Annotated in this window: 19 protein-coding genes; 9 read left to right on the forward strand and 10 right to left on the reverse strand. The window is 46.4% G+C overall.

Features of this window, described 5'->3' with window-relative positions; genetic code table 11:
• Positions 1–239 precede the first annotated feature (239 nt).
• Both V7Q13_RS09370 and V7Q13_RS09375 read left to right on the forward strand, forming a co-directional pair.
• Complete coding sequence (locus V7Q13_RS09370) at positions 240–710, forward strand: thermonuclease family protein (protein WP_333800419.1); 471 nt, start codon at positions 240–242, stop codon at positions 708–710.
• A gap of 97 nt (positions 711–807) precedes the next feature.
• Positions 808–1,386 (forward strand): hypothetical protein, encoded by a 579-nt coding sequence (locus V7Q13_RS09375; protein WP_333800420.1) that lies wholly within the window; start codon positions 808–810, stop codon positions 1,384–1,386.
• A 3-nt stretch (positions 1,387–1,389) separates the two neighbouring features.
• Here V7Q13_RS09375 and V7Q13_RS09380 read toward each other — a convergent pair whose 3' ends face one another.
• From V7Q13_RS09380 to V7Q13_RS09400, 5 genes are all read right to left on the reverse strand, one after another.
• Positions 1,390–2,409 (reverse strand): helix-turn-helix transcriptional regulator, encoded by a 1,020-nt coding sequence (locus V7Q13_RS09380; RefSeq protein WP_333800421.1) that lies wholly within the window; start codon positions 2,407–2,409, stop codon positions 1,390–1,392.
• Between the two features lie 314 nt (positions 2,410–2,723).
• The gene (locus V7Q13_RS09385; RefSeq protein WP_333800422.1) at positions 2,724–2,924 is read right to left on the reverse strand and encodes a hypothetical protein; all 201 of its coding nucleotides are present in this window, start codon (positions 2,922–2,924) and stop codon (positions 2,724–2,726) included.
• Between the two features lie 165 nt (positions 2,925–3,089).
• Complete coding sequence (locus tag V7Q13_RS09390; protein WP_333800423.1) at positions 3,090–3,539, reverse strand: GNAT family N-acetyltransferase; 450 nt, start codon at positions 3,537–3,539, stop codon at positions 3,090–3,092.
• A 13-nt stretch (positions 3,540–3,552) separates the two neighbouring features.
• Positions 3,553–5,376, reverse strand: a complete 1,824-nt coding sequence (locus tag V7Q13_RS09395; RefSeq protein ID WP_333800424.1) for a serine hydrolase — start codon at positions 5,374–5,376, stop codon at positions 3,553–3,555.
• 35 nt (positions 5,377–5,411) lie between these two features.
• Entirely contained in the window at positions 5,412–6,641 is a 1,230-nt protein-coding gene (locus V7Q13_RS09400; RefSeq protein ID WP_333800425.1) for a trans-sulfuration enzyme family protein, read from the reverse strand.
• Positions 6,642–6,722: 81 nt separating this feature from the next.
• Between V7Q13_RS09400 and V7Q13_RS09405 the strand changes: the two genes are divergently transcribed.
• A complete protein-coding gene (locus V7Q13_RS09405) occupies positions 6,723–7,226 on the forward strand; it encodes a DinB family protein (protein WP_333800426.1) in 504 nt (167 codons plus the stop codon).
• A 63-nt stretch (positions 7,227–7,289) separates the two neighbouring features.
• Positions 7,290–8,969: a formate--tetrahydrofolate ligase gene (locus tag V7Q13_RS09410; protein WP_333800427.1), complete on the forward strand. Its 1,680-nt coding sequence runs from the start codon at positions 7,290–7,292 to the stop codon at positions 8,967–8,969.
• A 2-nt stretch (positions 8,970–8,971) separates the two neighbouring features.
• Here the strand turns inward: V7Q13_RS09410 and V7Q13_RS09415 are convergent, their stop codons facing one another.
• Both V7Q13_RS09415 and V7Q13_RS09420 read right to left on the reverse strand, forming a co-directional pair.
• On the reverse strand, positions 8,972–9,406 hold the full coding sequence (locus tag V7Q13_RS09415) for a DUF2147 domain-containing protein (protein WP_333800428.1): 435 nt from the start codon (positions 9,404–9,406) through the stop codon (positions 8,972–8,974).
• Between the two features lie 82 nt (positions 9,407–9,488).
• Positions 9,489–10,490: a beta-ketoacyl-ACP synthase III gene (locus tag V7Q13_RS09420; RefSeq protein WP_333800429.1), complete on the reverse strand. Its 1,002-nt coding sequence runs from the start codon at positions 10,488–10,490 to the stop codon at positions 9,489–9,491.
• A gap of 168 nt (positions 10,491–10,658) precedes the next feature.
• Between V7Q13_RS09420 and V7Q13_RS09425 the strand changes: the two genes are divergently transcribed.
• Positions 10,659–11,594: a hypothetical protein gene (locus V7Q13_RS09425; RefSeq protein WP_333800430.1), complete on the forward strand. Its 936-nt coding sequence runs from the start codon at positions 10,659–10,661 to the stop codon at positions 11,592–11,594.
• A 24-nt stretch (positions 11,595–11,618) separates the two neighbouring features.
• Positions 11,619–12,572, forward strand: a complete 954-nt coding sequence (locus V7Q13_RS09430; RefSeq protein WP_333800431.1) for a hypothetical protein — start codon at positions 11,619–11,621, stop codon at positions 12,570–12,572.
• Between the two features lie 91 nt (positions 12,573–12,663).
• Here V7Q13_RS09430 and V7Q13_RS09435 read toward each other — a convergent pair whose 3' ends face one another.
• The gene (locus tag V7Q13_RS09435) at positions 12,664–13,401 is read right to left on the reverse strand and encodes a YebC/PmpR family DNA-binding transcriptional regulator (RefSeq protein ID WP_333800432.1); all 738 of its coding nucleotides are present in this window, start codon (positions 13,399–13,401) and stop codon (positions 12,664–12,666) included.
• 214 nt (positions 13,402–13,615) lie between these two features.
• Positions 13,616–15,238, reverse strand: coding sequence for an amino acid permease (locus tag V7Q13_RS09440; RefSeq protein WP_333800433.1), 1,623 nt, complete (start codon positions 15,236–15,238; stop codon positions 13,616–13,618).
• 283 nt (positions 15,239–15,521) lie between these two features.
• On the opposite strand from V7Q13_RS09440, the gene V7Q13_RS09445 reads away from it, so the two are divergent.
• The 3 genes from V7Q13_RS09445 to V7Q13_RS09455 are packed head-to-tail and all read left to right on the forward strand — an operon-like array spanning position 15,522 to position 19,169.
• Entirely contained in the window at positions 15,522–16,706 is a 1,185-nt protein-coding gene (locus tag V7Q13_RS09445) for a hypothetical protein (RefSeq protein WP_333800434.1), read from the forward strand.
• Between the two features lie 30 nt (positions 16,707–16,736).
• The gene (locus V7Q13_RS09450) at positions 16,737–18,080 is read left to right on the forward strand and encodes a glutamine synthetase family protein (protein ID WP_333800435.1); all 1,344 of its coding nucleotides are present in this window, start codon (positions 16,737–16,739) and stop codon (positions 18,078–18,080) included.
• Between the two features lie 42 nt (positions 18,081–18,122).
• A complete protein-coding gene (locus tag V7Q13_RS09455; RefSeq protein WP_333800436.1) occupies positions 18,123–19,169 on the forward strand; it encodes a hypothetical protein in 1,047 nt (348 codons plus the stop codon).
• A 12-nt stretch (positions 19,170–19,181) separates the two neighbouring features.
• On the opposite strand, the gene V7Q13_RS09460 is transcribed toward V7Q13_RS09455, so the two are convergent.
• Positions 19,182–19,952, reverse strand: coding sequence for a lysophospholipid acyltransferase family protein (locus V7Q13_RS09460; RefSeq protein ID WP_333800437.1), 771 nt, complete (start codon positions 19,950–19,952; stop codon positions 19,182–19,184).
• Positions 19,953–19,980 lie beyond the last annotated feature (28 nt).

Below are 19,980 nucleotides of genomic sequence, written 5' to 3' on the forward strand. Positions count from 1 at the left end.
CAGACTCTGAATAACAGCTAGCTGAAATCGTTTACACAAAATATTTTACAGTCTCGTGTAATTGTAAGTACCCCTTTTCTCAGACAGCTTGAGACTGAAAAATTTGTAATCTTAATTCTTGTTTCGAGTAGGGATTATTACGAAATTTTGGAGATTGATGATTATTTATCAACACTTTGCTATGTAAGCTTTTGATGACACTTTGAAACATATGGAATAATCCGCTCTGCAAACTAAAAATGAAAAAATATTCATTCGTTTTATTTTTCACGTTTGCTACCTGTTTGGCTTTTTCAGCACAATTGAAAGGGAAAGTCATTGCAATAACTGATGGCGATACCTTCACATTGCTTACTGGTCAAAACCAGCAGGTGAAGATCAGGTTGCATGGTATCGACTGCCCGGAGAAGAAGCAGCCCTATTTCAACAGTGCAAAAGCGTACACCTCATCACTTGTTTTTGGCAAGCAGGTTTTGGTTCTGGTGAAAAATAAGGATCGGTATGGCAGAACAATCGGCATTGTGTTCTTGAAGGATAAGCGTAACGTAAATGAATTGTTGCTGCAGGCTGGCCGGGCCTGGCATTTCAAAAAGTATGATCAAGATGCCCGATGGGCTGCTATGGAACAACTGGCACGCCGACAACGCAAGGGCTTATGGGCCGCCCCGAATCCCATTGCACCTTGGGATTGGCGGGCTATGAAGAGATGATTTTTCGAAAAATCTCTTTGCCATTGTTTGATTGAGAATTTTCACTCCTCAAATACATTGCGATCTAATGCTACAAAGTTTGGCAAAAGAATGACCCATGTTACTCATGCATTGCTTAGCGGAAATCACAGACCGTACCCTTGTTTTTGAACAGAGAATGCTTTGGCAGCAAGGTTTAGTTGAACATAGCTACAGTGATTGTAACCACATTGGGAACCCTCCATCATTAGCAGGCGACTTTTTAGTTCATACTTGTTTTAATCTCGAAAATGTTTCGGAAGGAGAGATTGGTTTGGTAATACAACAGACGGAAAAATTATCGTCGGAGCTCAGCTTACGATGTGTGTTGCAATTATCAAGTGGCGTTTGGCAAATCGCAGAAATAAATGATAGGAACGGGGTGAAACTGCTGGGAAAAAGAGGCAAGCTTGATGGAAAGATTTCCAGGAACATGGACATGTATTTGCTCTCTGTGAATAGCCAGTATTTCTTCTATATCGCTGATATAGACGCCCCATTGTTTCAATGCGATCATGCTGCTTTGATGTCGTCACCACGTTTTCCAAAGCTTCATGTGGATGGACACGAGATGCCAGTTACTGCATCCATGAAAATTTGGCATTTCAGCAGCCAGCCAAAAGGTACTTTGAGTCTTAAAGCATTGCTGGCGGCTTAAGCATCATCGATTTTGCGCCAGCATTTCCTGTAGTGTTTCCTGTAATTGTTGCCTTAATTCCAGCGGCTTAATTATTGTAAGATGCTTTCCAAAGCTGAGCAATTGACTCAATAGTTCAGGACTATCAATCACCTGCATGCTCACCTGTATGCCATCTTTCAATCGCTTGGTAACTTCTTGTGAATGATGCATGGGATGTTTCTCCAACAACACACTGATGGGCTCCTTTACTTCAATCACCAAGTCTATGGGATGATTACTGCCGCCCATAATACCCACAGCGTTTTTGAATAATGACTCTGGATTAAAATCACTACGCTTCACTACTATTTTGGGCTCCAATATTACATTGGTCATTCTGTCGAGTGCAAACGTGAGATAAGCGGCATGTTTTTCATACCAGCCAATCACATACCATTTATTTCGGTTTTCCTTTAGTAAATGAGGAACCAGCGAGAAGGTTTTGTGCTCTTGCTTGTAAATGTTGTCGTACTCAAAACTGATAGGATGATTGTTGGCAATGGCATGGTAAATCGGTTGCAGCCAATCGTTGCCATCACTGCCAAGTGTACGTTCAAATTGTACAAACTGATCAACCATTGGATCGCCGGGCTGACGAGAAAGGGAGAGCCGGGTGTAGATCTTGTCGATGGCTTCTTTGAAATGCTCGAAGATGCTGATGTTGCGATACTGGTACAGGGTGAGGGAGGCAAATTTGAGAGCATCTTCTTCCTGAGGATTCAGAGGAAGCTTTTCTATCGAATAGTTGTGTTCGTCATAGTAATACCCTTTTCTGACTTTATGGTATTTAATGGGTGCGTAATAGCCGAGCCCCTTGTCGTTGCGCATAGCTTCAAAGTCCTTCTCAATCTGAGAAATAGAAATTTTGCCAGACAACTCTCCAAAAATTTCCATTTCGCACTTGTTCCTGATATAGTCTTTATCGGGGAAGGGGTGCATATTGTTTCGCAAACAGCGGTCAATGATGCGATAGCGGGAAAGTGCTGACTTATTAGCAGGCATGAAAATGGCTTTAGTAGGTGGTTGAAGTTAGGGCATTTGGCAAGTTTGAAAATGAGATTTTCGGAATAAAAATGGAAGGTTGCAAATAGATTGCGATGTGGCCAGATAAGTTGCAACCAGTTTCTCATCACGCATCATAGTAGAAACCCCTAAACCCACACTGGAACGGACCGGCTAATAACCGGTCCTTCCTTCTTTAGGTGAAAATTAAATACTTGAGATAAGGGTTTATCAGCAGCACTCAAGGAATGAAAAGGATTATTCCAAAATATTTGAAATCAAAAAAACTTTAGACGGGCTGTTAATAGTACAGGTCAATCCTTTTTGGGGAATAATATCTGCTGGGCGTCCAGCAGCGTTTTTTCAATATCCCGGGCTGTGGCAGCTTCAGCGAATCGAGCACCCTTGATAGCTTTCGTCTTCGCTTTAGTGGCTATAGCAATCGCCTTTGTCATGGCTTCTTCAATTGTTTTGATCAGCTCAAATAACTCACTGGAATTGTTGTTTTCTGCCATGGTCAATTCTTTGAATGCATACTGAAATAAATAAGTATTACATCTAAGGATGTAATTTCTAGCTTGTGATACCAATCTGATGCAAGCTTGCTTGGGCAGATAGCAATGTATTTGCAATCTGACTCAGATTCAGGGATACTTGCACTTTCATTTTAAAACATTTAATTATAAATCCAAACTACAATTCACCCATTCGCCATCGAAACTGGCCTTGTATTTTTTGTAAAAGTTGATGGCGGGTTCGTTCCATTCCAACACCTGCCATACCATGCGTTTGTATTGTTTCTCTTTGGCTTCTGCAATGAGTGCATCAAACAACAATTTGCCCAAACTTTTGCCACGCATGCTTTCTGTTACTAAAATATCTTCGAGATACATGGCTTGCCCCTTCCAGGTGCTGTAGCGGATGTAATACAAAGCAAAGCCTTGCACTACGCCATCTACTTCGGCGCAAAAAGCCCACCACACAGGGTTGGGGCCGAAGCCGCTTTCTTCAAAATGCTGCAGCGTTACAGTCACTTCCTGTGGTGCTTTTTCATACAGTGCCAATTCCCGCACCAACTCCATCAGGCGGGGGCAATCTTCTTTGGTAGCTCTTCTAACTGTGATAAACATAAATCTGTAATGGTTATTGACGATTGGCTTTGTAGTTGCCATGAGGTTGTAAAAAAGTAACGGCAGGGGCTTTGCCTGCTACAGGGGCTTCAAACTGCAGGGCGAAACCCGCTACTGCTTTAAACACAAATTTGTGCTCTCCGGTAAATGCCAGTTCGTATGGCGGCTGGCCGGGCACTTCTACATACAATGTGTTCTCGTTTTTGATGTACACTTTGGCCAGCATATTGCCGAGCTGATAGCTGCCGGTGTATTGTTCCAAATCGGCTTTGCTCAATGCTTTGGCTTTGGCTGTTTTTGCAAATACCAATTGAATATTGGGCGCTTCAAAACCAAATGCCTGCAGCGATTCTATATCGCCGCTGATGTTGGTATTAAAGCGAAATGATTGTCCGCCCTGAGCCGATGTGTCAATTTTCTCGCCTGCAATTATTTCAACAGGATAAAAGAAATCGTAATGCCAGTTGTTGAGCCAGTAAGTATTGCGGCTGGTACGCAACCAAAGGCTGTCGTGTTGCACAAATACATCATACGTACCATAGGCGGGATGTGTATACAAACCCTCGTAAGCTGCCAGCGGATGGCTCATGCGTTGTGCACTCCGCACCGTTACCGGCTTAGTGTTGGCACCAGCAGCTGCGTTTGTTGCTTTGGCTTTTGCCACTGCATCGAGATTGCGTTTGTTCCAGTCGATGGACGATAGTCCCAAAGCACGGTCGGTCAATATTCGACGTACAATGGCAGGCACTGTGCGGCTATCCTGATTCGACAAGACTACTATGCCAATGCTATCATTGGGAAAGAAAGCGGTGGTAGCAATAAAGCCATCTATTGCACCGCCATGCTCCACCTGATAATGTCCCCGATAGCTGCTGAGCGTCCAGCCAAAGCCATAATCGCCACCGCTCATAAAAGCAACATCTTGCTCTGGAATGCCAGCGCCGGTGGTCATTTGGCCACTGGTGGCTTCTTTGAAATGAACAGCAGGCACAACTGCCTGTCCGTTGTATTTGCCGCCATATATCCAGGCTTGTACCCACTTGCTCATGTCGAGTACAGAACTGTACACTGCGCCTGCAGGACCCATGCCGCCAATATTGTAATGTGGTACTTTTTTAATCGTACTATCGGTAGAATAACTATAAGGCGAAGCCAGATTACTGTCGGCTTTTACGGCACTGTAAGGCATGTTGCTGCGTGTCATGCCAAGTGGTTTGAAAATTTTATCGAGCATGTTTTTCTCCCAACTCTGGCGACTAAATTTTTCTACCACATAGCCCTGCGCAAAAAACATGAAGTTGTTGTACTGATATTTTTCTTTTGAGCGATAGGTAGGCTCCATGAATTGAATGCGCTGTAGCAAACTATCGCGGTTGTCGCTGGGGTTGAGGTACCACGACAAATCATGACGGGGTAAACCAGTGCGATGGCTCATCATGTCCCGCATGGTAATGCTGTTGTTCATGTCGTTGTTGAAAAACTTCAACTCTGGCAGGTAGTTGCCTACAGGTTCATCGTAGGTAAATTTTCCATCGGCTACCAATTGACCTACCAGCGTTGATGTGAAAGCCTTGGTGCAAGAACCGATAGCAAACAACGTGTTTGGTGTAACGGGTTGTTTCGTGTCGAGGTCACGTACACCAAAGCCTTGGGCAAATACTACTTTGTTTTTCTCCACCACAGCTACGGCAAAGCCCGCAGCATGCCAGTCCTTCAACACCTGTTGCAGTTGGGCTTCCACGCCGGCATATTTGTCAACGTTCGTGGCTGGTTTTTTCTTTTGTGCCCAAGTACTTGCAGTTAAGCAAAGCAGCACAAATACAAAGTAGTTTCTCATGAGTTAACTATTTTCTGAATGATAAACACAAAGACTTAACCCTGCAATGCCTGATCGAGATCGGCAATAATATCCTGTACATTTTCGATGCCTACACTCATACGAATGAGGCCATCAGTAATGCCGAACAACAATCGGTTTTCGCGGCTGAGGCCTGCGTGGCTCATGCTGGCTGGATGGCTGAGCAATGTGTCTACCGTGCCCAGTGAAACCGCTCTGGTACACATTTTTAAACGGTTGATAAATTGCTTGCCAGCTTCCAATCCGCCTTTCAATTCAAAGCTCATCATGGGGCCGGGGTGCCGCATTTGCCTGGCACTGATGTAGAAATCCGGGTGCTGATGCAAGCCGGTATAATTCACATGTTCAATGTTGGGATGGCTATCCAAAAACTGCGCTACTTCCATGGCGTTGTGGCAATGGCGTTCCATGCGTAGTTCTAACGTTTTGATGCCTTGCGTCAACAAATAGGCATCAAAAGGATTGGCATTGCCACCCAACAGGGCATGCCATTTCCATGCTGTGGTCTTCATGAAATGAATGTCTTTTCCTATAAGCACACCGCCTATGGCAGAGCCATGTCCGTTCAAAAACTTGGTGGTAGAATGAAACACAAAATCAACTCCATACGCAAATGGTTGTTGCAAGTATGGCGTAGCAAATGTGTTGTCTACGGATACCATTTTTCCATAACGCTTGGCAAGTTGTGTTAATGCTTCTATATCTACACAACGGATGGTTGGGTTGGCGGGTGTTTCAATATGAATGAGCTTGATGCTGTCATCTTTTTGCAACCATTCTTCTGCTTTCTCCAAATCATGCAGGTCTTCAATAATGGGTTCAATGCCGCTATTGGCCAGCACTTTGTGCAGCAGCTCAAACGTGCCGCCGTATAGTGAGTGATGGCTCAATACTTTATCGCCTGCTTTCAGCGTACTGAAAAACAAAGTAGCCATGGCCGCTTGTCCGCTGGCATGCAGCAGTGCTTTCAGTTCGAGTGGTTGTCCGTTTTCATCACTCAATCCAAAGGCTTCCAGTGCGGCAATTTTTTGTTCGCATTCTTTAAAAGTAGGGTTGCCCCAGCGGCTGTACACTTTCTCTTTATCGAGGCTGGCAAAGCGTTCCATGCCTTCCTCCGCTGTGTCAAACACAAAGGTGGACGTAGCGTAGATGGGAGTAATGTGCGAACTGTTGGGGTCTTGTTCGTGACCGCCATGAATGGCGGTACTGCTCCAGCCACTCAACGGAAAATTTTTATCTGCCATGATGATTTCTTAAATACATTTAGTTGCTTTCAATCTGTTCAAAACTATCATTTAAAAAGCAATCATTTCCCCGACATTTCTATGAAAGAGCTTCTTTGTCAATATGCTGCTCACAATGTATGGGCCAATCACAAATTGTTGTTTCACATTCAGCAAATGGAAGAGCACAAATGGTACCAACAAGTGCCATCCAGTTTCGATAGTTTGTACAAAACCATTTTGCACATGTGGGATGCCGAAAGTGGCTGGTGGCAACGGATGCGGCTGCATGAACACCTGGTGATTCCTTCGGCCAGTTTCGATCCATCATTAAAAGATGCCTGTAACGGCCTGATGCAGCAAAGCATGCAGTGGGAGCCCTTCATTCAGCAGTCGCTCAATGAAGATGCCATCAACAGTTTGCTCATGTATAAAAATTCGAGGGGCGAAGAATTTGCTCAGCCTGTTCGGGAAGTGCTGCTGCATGTGTTTAATCACTCCACTTTTCACCGGGGTCAGTTGGTGACTATGATGCGGCATTTGGGCGAAACCAATATTCCGGCTACCGATTTTATTGCCTTTGCCCGCAAGCCTTTGGCGGGTTAATGACGGCCGTCATAGGCTACGTTGTGGCTTCCACAGAAATTGCTGTTACTAAACAAAGATTGCATGACTGCCTTCCCCAACGATTTGCAGATAGCTCAAGCTGCACCCATTCGACATATCAAAGAAATTGCTGCCAAACTCGGCATTAGCAACGATGATCTGGAATACTACGGCAAATACAAAGCCAAGTTGCCGCACAAACTCATCAACGATGCCGTTTGGCCAGAGCATCATTTGATATTGGTAACAGCCATGACACCCACGCCCTATGGCGAAGGCAAAACCACCATGAGTGTAGGCCTTACGGATGGCCTGAATACTATTGGAAAAAAAGCGATGGCTGTGTTGCGGGAACCATCACTTGGTCCGGTGTTTGGCATTAAAGGTGGTGCTGCCGGTGGTGGCTATGCACAGGTCATTCCGATGGAAGATATCAACCTGCATTTCACCGGCGATTTTAGTGCTATTGAAAAAGCGAACAACCTGTTGTCGGCACTTATCGACAACAATTTGCAAAACAAAAAACACAGCCTGCACATAGATCCCCGCACCATTGTGTGGAAACGGGTGATGGACATGAATGACCGTGCACTGCGCCACATTATGGTTGGCCTGGGCGGTACCAACAATGGTATTCCACGGGAGGATGGTTTCAACATTACGCCTGCCTCTGAAATCATGGCCATTTTGTGCATGAGCCAAAGCATCGCCGACCTGAAAGAAAGACTAGGCAATATTTTTATTGGCTTCACTTTTGACGGGCAGCCTGTGTATGCCCGTGACCTTCATGCGGTAGGTGCCATGGCGGCTTTGCTGAAAGAAGCCATTAAACCTAATCTGGTGCAAACACTGGAAGGCAATCCTGCTATTTTACATGGCGGGCCATTTGCAAGTATTGCCCAAGGTACCAACAGCATTGTGGCTACTAAAATGGGATTGAGCCTTGCAGATTATGTTGTAACGGAAGCTGGATTTGCGGCAGACCTCGGTGCCGAAAAATTCTTCGATATTAAATGTGTGGCAGGTGGGTTGCAACCAGAAGCGGTGGTACTGGTGGCTACTATCAAGGCATTGCGGCACCATGGTGGTGCAAAAAAAGCGGAGCTGCAAACGGCCGATGTGCCCAAGGTATTAGCTGGCTTGCCCAATCTCGGCAAGCACATTGAAAACATCATGAAGTTTGGCATCCGGCCCATTGTGTGCATCAATCATCTTCCAACGGATGATGCGGCGGAAATTGCAGCCGTGCAAGACTATTGCGCTGCGTTGGGTGTGCAGGCCTTGGTGAGCAAGGCATTTGCCGAAGGCGGAAAAGGTGCTGCTGATTTGGCCAACGCCGTGGTGCAAATGATTGAGCGTAAACAAAACAATTTTAAGCCTTTGTACAGTTGGGATGAACCTATTGAAATAAAGATTGAACGCATAGCCAAAGAAGTGTATGGAGCCAGTAGTGTAGACTATTCGGTTAAAGCGAAAGCCAATCTGAAAACCATACACACACTGGGCTTGCAGGCCTTGCCGGTATGTATGGCCAAAACACCGAAGAGCCTGAGTGATGACGAACGCAAACTCGGTCGCCCCGAGAATTTTGCTATAACGGTACGTGAATTTGAGCTGGCCATCGGTGCGGGTTTTGTAATACCCATTTTAGGCGATATGATGCGGATGCCCGGCCTGCCGGCAGAGCCCGCTGCAGAGCAAATGGATCTCAGCGATGATGGCGTTATTTCGGGGTTGTTTTAAACTTACTCCGCCAGCGTCCATTGCGAAGTGCGGCCCAGAAAAGTCATGCTGCACAAAAAGCCACGCAGGTCTATCACATTGCCTTTGAGGGTGAGTTTGCCGCAATAGGTTTTGCCATTGTTGGGGTCGTACACTTTGCCGCCTTCCAGCACATTGTTGTCGTTGGTGAGGGCAAAGCCGGTAAGAATCAACAGGTCCATCAGCGGCTTTTGCTGTCGGTTTTCATCCGGATTTTCTTTGTCGGTGCGGGGCTTGCCGTTGGGATCGTTGGGCACTTTTAACCAAACTATTTTGCCGTAATATTTACCATCTACGGCTTTGTAAATTTTAATCTTCGATGTTTTTTCGGCATTGTACCAGGTACGTTCTATGGGGTGCTTTTGCGCTACGGCCAACAGGCTGGTGAGGCAAAACACGAAGGCAAGTATTGTTTTCATCACGTATCAATTTTATACACTGCAAGAAATAAAAAATGCGAACATGATGTTCGCATTCATAACGGTCGGTTGTCAAAAGATATTATTGTCCGTCGTAGGCCCACTTAATCCAGGTGGCGCCCCAGGTAAAGCCGCCGCCAAAGGCTGCCAGTACAATGTTGTCGCCTTTCTTCAGTTGGCTTTCCCAATCGTTGAGGCACAGCGGCAGCGTACCCGCCGTAGTATTGCCATATTTCTGGATGTTGATCATCACTTTTTCCGTAGGCAGGCCCATGCGGTTGGCCGTAGCATCGATGATGCGGAGGTTTGCCTGATGCGGTACCAGCCAGGCAATATCATCGGCCGTCAGGTTGTTTCGTTCCAGCAGTTCGGCGCTTACATCGGCCATGCCTTTTACGGCAAATTTGAACACTGCCTGACCTTCCTGATACACAAAGTGTTCTTTGGCCATGACGGTTTCAATGGTGGCTGGTTTGGCACTGCCGCCAGCCTTCATGTGCAGATGGGTACAGCCACTGCCATCGCTACGCAAAATGCTGTCGAGTACGCCAAGGCCTTCGTTGTTGGGCTCCAGTAAAACAGCGCCGCCGCCATCACCAAAAATGATGCAGGTAGCACGGTCGGTATAGTCGATGATGGCACTCATTTTATCGGCACCAACAACAATTACTTTTTTGTAGCGGCCACTTTCTATGAGGGTGGCACCGGTGGTAAGGGCGTATAAAAAACCACTGCAGGCAGCGTTGATATCGAAACTCCAGGCATTTTTGGCACCTACACGGTCGGCTATGAGGTTGGCCGTGGCCGGAAACACCATGTCGGGGGTTACGGTGGCGCAAATAATACAGTCAATCTCTAACGGATCGAGGCCTTTTTTCTCAATAATTTGTTGCACGGCAGGTGTGCCCAGGTGACTGGTGCCTTTGCCTTCTCCCTTTAAAATACGGCGTTCTTCAATGCCGGTGCGGCTTCGAATCCACTCGTCATTAGTGTCCACCATTTTCTCCAAATCGAAATTGGTGAGTTTATCTTCTGGCACATAGCCGCCAACGGCGGTAATAGCTGCGGTAATTTTTTGGCTCATAATTGGAGGCGAAGATAAGGTTTGCCGAAAAAATGGTTGTAATGCCGTTGGGCATTTATACGTAAGAATGCGACGTTGCCCAGGGAAACCTGTGCGGGATGGATAATCTTGTCATAGGCTTGTATCCTCCGACAGGATGTACTATTTTCCCCATTTATATCCTTACCTATGAAAGTAAATCAACTTCTAAAGCCACTCGTTTTGTTGCTGTTTCTGCTGAACTATGTGTTCGGGGTTACCCAAAATGTAGGCATTGGCACTTCAAACCCGCTTAATCCTTTGCATGTGGTGGGAAGTACAAATGTGATGTTGCGATTGGTAAGTACCAACAGTAATGCTTCAGAAATTGCCTTTTATACAGCGGATGGGTTGAAAGGATATGTTGGAGCTTACAACAATACCCTTGAAGTAGCTGCTATAGCACTGGAGCCTGTAACCTTGCTTACCAGCGGTACACAACGCATGATTGTAACTGCCGGTGGCAATGTGGGTATTGGTAGTTTAACTGCGCCTGCAGAAAAACTAACCATACAATCGGGCAATATTTTGCTGAGCAATGCCGACAAAGGCATCATCCTAAACGGTGCCGACAGGCCCATGATTACCCGGTGGTTCGATCCATTTATATCTGGCACCTACACGGGCATTGGCAGGTGGGGCATGTTTATGGAACCCAACCGGCTGGTGTTGGGCGTCCCCAATCTTTCTGACAAGGCTATTGAATTTGCGGGTTACAATACAAACAGCTCCCGAAGTGCATTTCTTACCATTCAGCAATCAGGAAAAGTAAACCGGCCAGCCACAGGCGGAACAGATTTACTACCTATCGCCATCGGTAATATACGGTGGGATGGAGTGGTGAATGGCGGTTCGGGAAATTTTTCAGTAGAAAAGGTAGGTACTGGAATTTTTTATATAACACTCAACGGCATCACTTATACGGAAACCGGATTTGTAACTATAGCTACTGTTTCGCAGGTTTTCAACAATCCATCTTTTGTATACTCAGATGTAGCAACCGGAGGACGATTGGCACTAGTTGTAAAAAATGATAGCGGTACGCTGGCCAATCAGGATGTGCATTTTATTGTTTATCGCCTTTAATTAGTTATCCAACATCATTATTGTATGAAAAATTCTTTATTAGTCTTGGTGTTTGCTGTGCTTACATTTCATGCCAATACCCAAAACATTGGCATTGGTAAACCCAATCCCATTTTCCGGCTCGATGTATTGTCTACCGCCAACAGCCCGGCCCGGTTTGATGCTGCAGCTCCCATGTACATTGCCCTGTTTGAGAATGGCGGTTACGTGGGCTATCTCGGTTCTTTTTCGGGTGCAGCACCCGATGTAGATTTTGGCACCGGAGCGGGCAACACAACCGGCAGGGTTCACCTTACTACTCAGGCTACACCCCGCCTTACTGTTCGTGAAAACGGTTATGTAGGCATCAACCTCACCAGCCCCAACCGCCATTTGGATGTAAATGGCGACATGAATGTGAACGGTACTTTTTATGTAAATGCCAATAGCGGCACCACCGGGCAAGTGCTTACTTCGGGCGGTGCGGGGGCCTCACCCAGCTGGCAAACTTTGAGTACGGCGTATGAAAATGATATCCGTTTTGCCGTACAAACCAACCAGACTACTACAGGAGGCTCTACCAGCAGCTCACGGTCTGTTTTGTACAATACTAATACTGTATCTGTAGGTACGCCTACCAACGGCGCCATCACCATTACTGAAGAAGGGCTCTATCATTTTGAAGGCAATTTTACCGTAGCAGTTGAATACAGCGGGCAAACCGTGGGCGATAATACCAATGCAACCGGCCGTTTGGTAGTTGGGCTATCCCAAATTTTTGATACCCACTACATCACCAGTTTTAAAAAAACAGGAACGGGCAGCAATTGGCGGGGTCAGGAAGTGTTTACCTGGGAAAAAGACTTGTACTTTACGGCGGCGCAGGTGCCACTTAATATTACCTATGGCTATGCATTTAATGCCTCGCCAACCAATGGCGCTGTCTTATTATCCCGCAGTATGACGGGTATTATTTCAGGATATAAAATTGCTGATTGAGCATCGTCAACGAATCCCCATTCATGTCAAAAAAGCAAACAGCCCTTTCAAATTTTGAAAGGGCTGTTCGGTTATAAAAAGTGCCAGCGTGTTACGCCAGGTTGTGAAACACTTTCTGCACGTCTTCGTCTTGTTCCAGTTTGTCTACCAGTTTCAGCACTTCTTCCGATTGCTCATCGTTGAGGCTTACGGTAGTGGTAGGTATCCATTCCAGTTCGGCGCTGATGGGGCTGAGGCCTTTTTCTTCGAGGGCTTTTTGCAGGCTGCCAAAGTCGGCAAAGGCGCAGCGTAGCACCAATACTTCGGTGGTATTGCCAGCGTTGTCGGGGTCCGATGTGCCTTCACCCAGTTCTTCGAGGCCGGCATCAATCAGTTCCAGCTCCAGCTCGTCGGCATCCAGTCCTTCGGGCTTCAGTTTGAACACACCCATTTTTTTAAACTGAAATGCCACACTACCACTGTTGCCCATGGCGCCGCCACCTTTGTTGAAGATGGCTTTCACGTTGGCCACGGTACGAACGTGGTTGTCGGTAGCGGTTTCTACCAAAATGGCCACGCCGTGTGGGGCATATCCTTCATACAAAATTTCGTCGTAGTTCACCAGGTCTTTACCCTGAGCCCTTTTGATGGCCGCTTCTACACGGTCTTTGGGCATGCCTACGCTGCGGGCATTCTGAAAGCAGCGGCGAAGGGCTGCGTTGCTGTTGGGGTCGGGGCCACCGGCTTTTACAGCAATCACAATTTCTTTACCAATACGGGTAAAGTTTTTGGCCATTTTATCCCAGCGGGCAAACATGGCGCTTTTACGTACTTCAAATATGCGACCCATACAATACTATTTCTGATTTCTGAATTCGGATTGCTGATACAGGATGTTGGTTGGGGAGGATGATTGGAATGAAACAGACTTCCTGCTCAACCTCAATCTTACCCTTGACCTCAACCTTAACTCCAGCCTTCGGCTTTGGGTTGCAAATGTAAAGGCCAATGCAACGAAAAAAAAACCGCCCTTCCGGACGGTTTTTCTTAAGTGTATCAAGCTACTATTTCATTGGTTCAAAGTCATCTGCAGTAGGCAAAATATCTTTGTTAGGAATACGGAGCTTGCTGTGTTTTTTGCTGTATACAAAGTATACCACCAAGCCAAGTATCATCCACAAGGCAGCAAACTTCAGTGTACGCTGATCGATGGCTACAATCATACCGGTGCAAATAACAGCACCCAAAATGGGTACCAATGGTACAAGCGGTGTTTTGAAGGGACGCTCAATTTCGGGGCTCTTCATACGCATTACCCATACACCTACACTTACCAGTACAAAGGCAAAGAGGGTGCCGAAGCTGGTTAGGTCGCCGGCAACGTGCCCTGGCACAAATGCCGCAAACAGGCCTACAAATACAAACAGTATCCAGTTGGCTTTATAGGGCGTTTTATACTTGGGGTGCAAATCGCCAAAGGCTTTGGGAATGAGACCGTCGTTACTCATGGTGTAGAAAATACGGCTCTGCCCCATCAGCATTACCAGAATTACAGAGGAGAAACCGGCGAGGATAGCCACTGTAACAGCAGTAGCCAGCCAGCCATAGCCTGTCATGTAGGTGCTGATGGCATAGGCAACTGAAGCTTCTTTACCGGCCGTTTTAAACTCGGTATAGTTGGCTACACCTGTGAGTACATGGCCAAACAGGATGTACAAAATGGTACACACCACCAGCGAGCCCAAAATACCAATGGGCATGTCTCGCTTGGGATTTTTGGCTTCCTGGGCAGCGGTACTTACGGCATCAAAACCAATGAAGGCAAAGAACACAATGGCCGCACCACCGAGTACACCGCCCCAGCCGTGTTTGAAGATGCCATCGTGGCCGGGAGTGCCTTCCGGAATCATGTATGGCACATGGTTTTCAGGCTTAATAAACTGCCAGCCAAGGGCAATGAACAACACCACGATTGCCACTTTTATAAATACAATGATGGCATTCACAATCGCAGATTCCTGAGTGCCTTTGATGAGCAGCAATGTAATAGCCAGCAAAATAATGAGGGCCGGAGCATTCACGATACCATTAGTTACCGTAACCATGCTGGCCAAATTAGCTGGCAGGCTCTCAAACTGAGCATCGCTCAATACGAGTACACCGTTGGCTACCGACTTAGTGGCTTCCGGAATAAATGCAGTGATTTGTGCAATAGCGTCGCCGGTTACACTGTGCAGTGCTTCAAACGGCGAGTGGCACCATTCATACGGGACCGCACCTCCGAGCAGTTTATTCAGATATTCGCTCCAGGCAATGCTTACAGTAGCAGCACCCAACGCATATTCCATAATAAGGGCCCAACCAATTATCCAGGCTACAATTTCGCCAAGGGTTACATAGCTGTAAGCATACGCACTACCGGCAATAGGAATCATACTGGCAAATTCGGCATAGCACAAACCAGCAAAAGCACAACCCACAGCCGCAATCAAAAATGAAATGGTTACCGCAGGGCCGGCAGCTTCGGCAGAGGCAGCAGCCGTACGTACAAACAAACCTGCACCAATAATAGCACCAATACCCAATGCCACCAGGTTGCCAGCTCCAAGGGTCCGTTTCAGCCCTTTTTCAGAATCGGCAGCCTGAGCCAAAATTTGGGCTAAAGGCTTCTTCGCAAACAAACTCATAAGCTATCTGATTAGTTTTAGTAGAAAAATACTTTAAGGCGGAAAAATAGAGAATAATGCAACATACGACGAGATAAATTGAAACGCCTTGCGGCCATAGCCTTAATGACATACAACAACTTGTGCCAGGTAGCCGCAACAGCATGTGCTGTTGTTCCGCTAACTTTCACCCGTCATAAAAATCAGTCAGGCATTGACCAGCTTCTTATTCATATTATACCTGTTCCTTTTTTTGTGGTTCATTCGCCGTAGCCATTGGCTTCGCCAAATAGGGTTAACACCTGTGCGGCTTATAGGGCTATACCTGCTGAAAGTAGCTGCGGGCATTGCCTACGGATATTTTTTTACCCGCCTGCCCAACTACACTCAAAATGCTGATACCTGGCGCATGTTTTTTGCCGGCGTAGCCGAAAAACAATGGTTGCTGCAAGACCCCACCGCCTGGCTGGCCGATGTGTACACGCCCCGCTACGCCGCCGATACTGGCTTACTGGGTACCGAAAACAGCCTGCTGAATGATGTGAAAGATGTGGTACTTATCAAGCTCATTTCATTACTCAATCTGCTTACCAACGATAGCTACAACAGCAACCTTTTGTTTTATAACTACGCCGTTTTTATGGGGCAGGCTGCACTGGCTTTGTGCTGGAAAAATGTATTGCAGCAAAAAAATGCCGCCTGGTTGCTCATCCTCATTGTATGCTGGCCGTCTACCTTGTTTTGGTGCAGCGGCTTTCACAGAGATGGGCTTATTTTACTGGGTTTGGGTGTGTTTGCATGGAAGGCATGGCAGGAAACACAGCATCCGAAACTGACCAATAAAATCTGGATGCTCATCGCTATTGCCTTGGTTTTTTTCTTGCGCAATTATGTAGCGGTGTTTGCGGTGTTGGCTGCAATATGCTTTTGGCTATGGGCCAAATGGCCCGCTAAACGTTGGTTAATGCTGTTGGCATTTGTGGCAGGCTTTACCGCATTTGCCGTGCTGAGTGGCAATGCCATTCCGCAAGCCATTGCACAGCGGCAGCAGGCATTTGCGCAATTGCAAGGTGGCTCACAAATGGCTGCGTTGGTACTCGATGGTAGCTGGTGGAGTTTACTTTCTCAATGGCCTTCGGCAATGCTGAGAGGCGTACTTACACCGCCACTCAATTTGCGCTGGGCATGGAATGATTTGCCTTTTGCTGTAGAAAATATTGTTTACGTGTTGGCGGTTTTGGGTGCTTTCTTTTTTATAGTCAAAAGAAAAGTGGTTGCATTTTCTCAACCACAACAATCGTGGTTCATAGCTGCTTTGGTAATAGCACTACCCATCCTTATGCTCATTGGTTATACTATTCCATTTGCTACTGCCATTGTCCGGTACAAAAGCATTTTGTGGCCTATGCTTTTGCCTCCGGTGATGTATATCATTGTACAATATCTGAAGCATCGCTGGCCCAACAGCCGTTGGCTGGCATTCCTGTAACTTTATTATTCCAACAGCTTACACATCCGCATGACAGCACAAGCACTTTTACTTTGGTTAGAACAACGTGGGGCACAAAAAATAAAATTCGCCTTTACTGATATCGATGGTATGCTGCGGGGCAAAATCATTTCTACCGAAAAATTGAAAGATGCCCTGCAACACGATACCGGCTTTTGCGATGTAGTGTTTGGCTGGGATAGTCAGGATGCTTTGTACAGCACCGATATAAAGGTAACGGGCTGGCATACGGGCTTTCCGGATGCGCTGTGCCGGTTGGATGCATCTACACTCAGGGAAATTCCATGGCAAGACAACATGCCTTTGTTGCTGGCCGAATTTCCAACAGTAGCTGCATGCCCCCGCACCCTGCTGAAGCGAGTGGCGAAGCAAGCAACCGAAATGGGTTTCACTGCCCGTTTTGCACAAGAATTTGAATGGTTCAATTTTGCAGAAACGCCACAATCGCTGGCCGATAAAAATCATCAGCAACCCAAGCCCGTTACACCTGGTATGTTTGGCTACTCTGTGTTGCGGCCTTCGCAGTTAATAGAGTACAACAATGCCTTGTTTGATGAACTCACCGCTTTCAATATTCCCATCGAAGGCTTGCATACGGAAACTGGCCCCGGTGTGTACGAAGCTGCCATTGCACATGATGAAGTGTTGGCGGCTGCAGATAAAGCCGTGCTCTTTAAAGCAGGCGTAAAAGAAATTGCGAATCGTTTTGGTATCATGGCATCCTTCATGGCCAAATGGAATCAGCAGTTGCCGGGTTGCAGTGGCCACCTGCATCAAAGCTTGTGGAATGCGAATGGGGAAAACCTGTTTGCCGATGCGGCGCAGGAGCGGGGCATCAGCAAAATGCTGGAGCATTATGTGGCTGGTCAACTGTTGTGCCTCCCACATATTATGCCCATGTATGCACCCACCATCAATAGCTATAAACGATTGGTAGAGGGTGCATGGGCACCTACTACCGTAAGCTGGGGTTATGACAATCGCACAGCGGCTATTCGTGTGTTGCATCCGTATGCAAAGGCCACAAGGGTTGAAACACGCATCCCAGGTTCCGACAGCAATCCGTACCTCGCCATGGCTGCCGCGTTGGCGTCGGGTTTGTATGGTATCAAACACCAAATACCCTTGCGGTTGGCCGCTACTTCAGGTAATGCATATGCACAAGAAAGCAACCTGCCGTTGCACAGCAATTTGGCCGATGCTACTTATGCCATGCAGCAATCTGCTTTTGCTAATGAACTGCTGGGCGAAGCATTTGTGCAACACTTCACAGCTACCCGTATTCATGAATGGAAACAGTATAGCGACGCTGTAACGGATTGGGAGTTACGCCGTTATTTTGAAATCATTTAAAATGACTTTCGATACAAAGTACAGTCAGGTTTATCCGCCACTATGAACATCGATTACAATCAAATCATCCATAAAGCATGGGAAGGTTACGATGCCAGCCGTACCATTGCCCGTATAGAAGACCTGAGTGTGTACGTAAGTACCAACCGGGTGTGCAAAGTCATTTTTACTGATGGTGATTTCATCATTGCTAAAGCATCCAGCTATGGCAAGTATGAGTTTTTCAAAGAGGACCATCGTATAATTCAAACGCTGAGCAATAATCTGTTGTACCCCTTTGAAAACCTGCTGGCCAAAAGCTTGCAGAAAAACAACAGGGTGTACATCTACCGCCATAAAAAAGCGAAGCATGATGTATGGGTGGTATTTTACAATCCAACGAGGGTGATGGAGCGCCTGCCCCGCCGCTTAGATGATGCACACATTAAAAGCCTGGCAAGGCAAATGGCGAAATTTCATTTGGCCTGTACCCGTATCAAAAATGTGATACCTAAGTCGGGCAAAACATTGCGTACGGATATCAATGCGCTGCTGCAGACTGTCGAAAAAAATCCACGCACATTTGGCAGCCGCATGCATGCCGATTTAATCAAATATCACTGCGAGCAGTTTTTGAAAAACCGGCTCAAATGCAATGTGGGTTCCTTTGAATTAATTCCTGTGTTTATTGATTGGAACATTGGCAACTTTTCTGTCATCAATAAACATGAGTTATTTAGTCGCTGGGATTATGATTGGTTTCGCATTAGCTATCGCATGCTCGATTTTTATTTCCTGAGCAGGGTAGTAAGTGATGTGGGCGATAGAACCGTATTCAGCTATGTGATAGATACCATGATGGAACCTCGGTTTCTAACGTTCCTCACAGAGTATCACAAAGTGTTTCCATTGAAGGCCGATGAAATTCGTTTTTTGCGGGAAGCATATCGCTTTTTTATTTTGAATTATGTGGTGAAAGATGGCAATCACTTTTTTAGCCCCGAGTATGCGAAGAAACTGCGCCACGAAGCGTTTGAAATATACCTGCCCAGTGTAGATCGTGATTTTGATCCGGAGAAAATCATCAAACACCTGAAGATTACCGTATAACCGTCTTCGAATTTATTTATCCAATAAATTCATAACGTGGTGCTTGCCTTTGAGCATGTATTTTTTGCTTTGTTCAATGGCATCCATCACCTGCTCTAAAATAGCATCGGCAGGTGCATCGTAATCAATTTGCAGAGGCGGTTTAATGCTAATGTTGAGCGTAGAGCCCCGCTTTTTAAACTGCAATCCTTTTTTGTCGAAAGCCCGCCAAAAGCCATTGATAACAACCGGTACCACAATAGGGCGGTTGTTTTTAATGATGTGTGCCGTGCCTTTGCGGCCGGGTGCAAAAGGCTTGGTGGTACCCTGCGGAAAAGTAATCACCCAGTTGCGTTGCAATGCTTCATCAATTTTTTGCGTGTCTGTTTCGTCGCGTTGGCGTTGTACATCTTCACCCTTGGCCCGCCAGGTCCGCTTAATGCTGATGGCGCCAGCCAATGCAAACAAGCGGCTGAGCAGGCTGCTGCGCATGGTTTCTTCTGCTGCTATAAACTTTACACGGGTAAATGGGAATAGTAAATAATAAGGCAAGCCAAGCCGGTTCATTTTGCCCCAGCGGCGGGCACAAAAAATATGCAGGAAAGTAATGACGTCGGCAAAATAGGTTTGGTGATTGCTCACAAATAATACATTCTGATGCGGCAAATCTTTGATGTGCTCCATGCCGCTGATCTGCGTTTTGTTTACCACATTCAGGCCGGGCCAACTGGCCAGGCCCACCAGTGTGTACACAGGTGCCTTTATCAATGATAATTTGGCTAATTTTTCTCCAATACCTGGCATGCAATCACGTTGTAGTTCGGCGGCTAAT

Source organism: Phnomibacter sp. (assembly GCF_036803085.1).
GTDB lineage: Bacteria > Bacteroidota > Bacteroidia > Chitinophagales > Chitinophagaceae > Phnomibacter.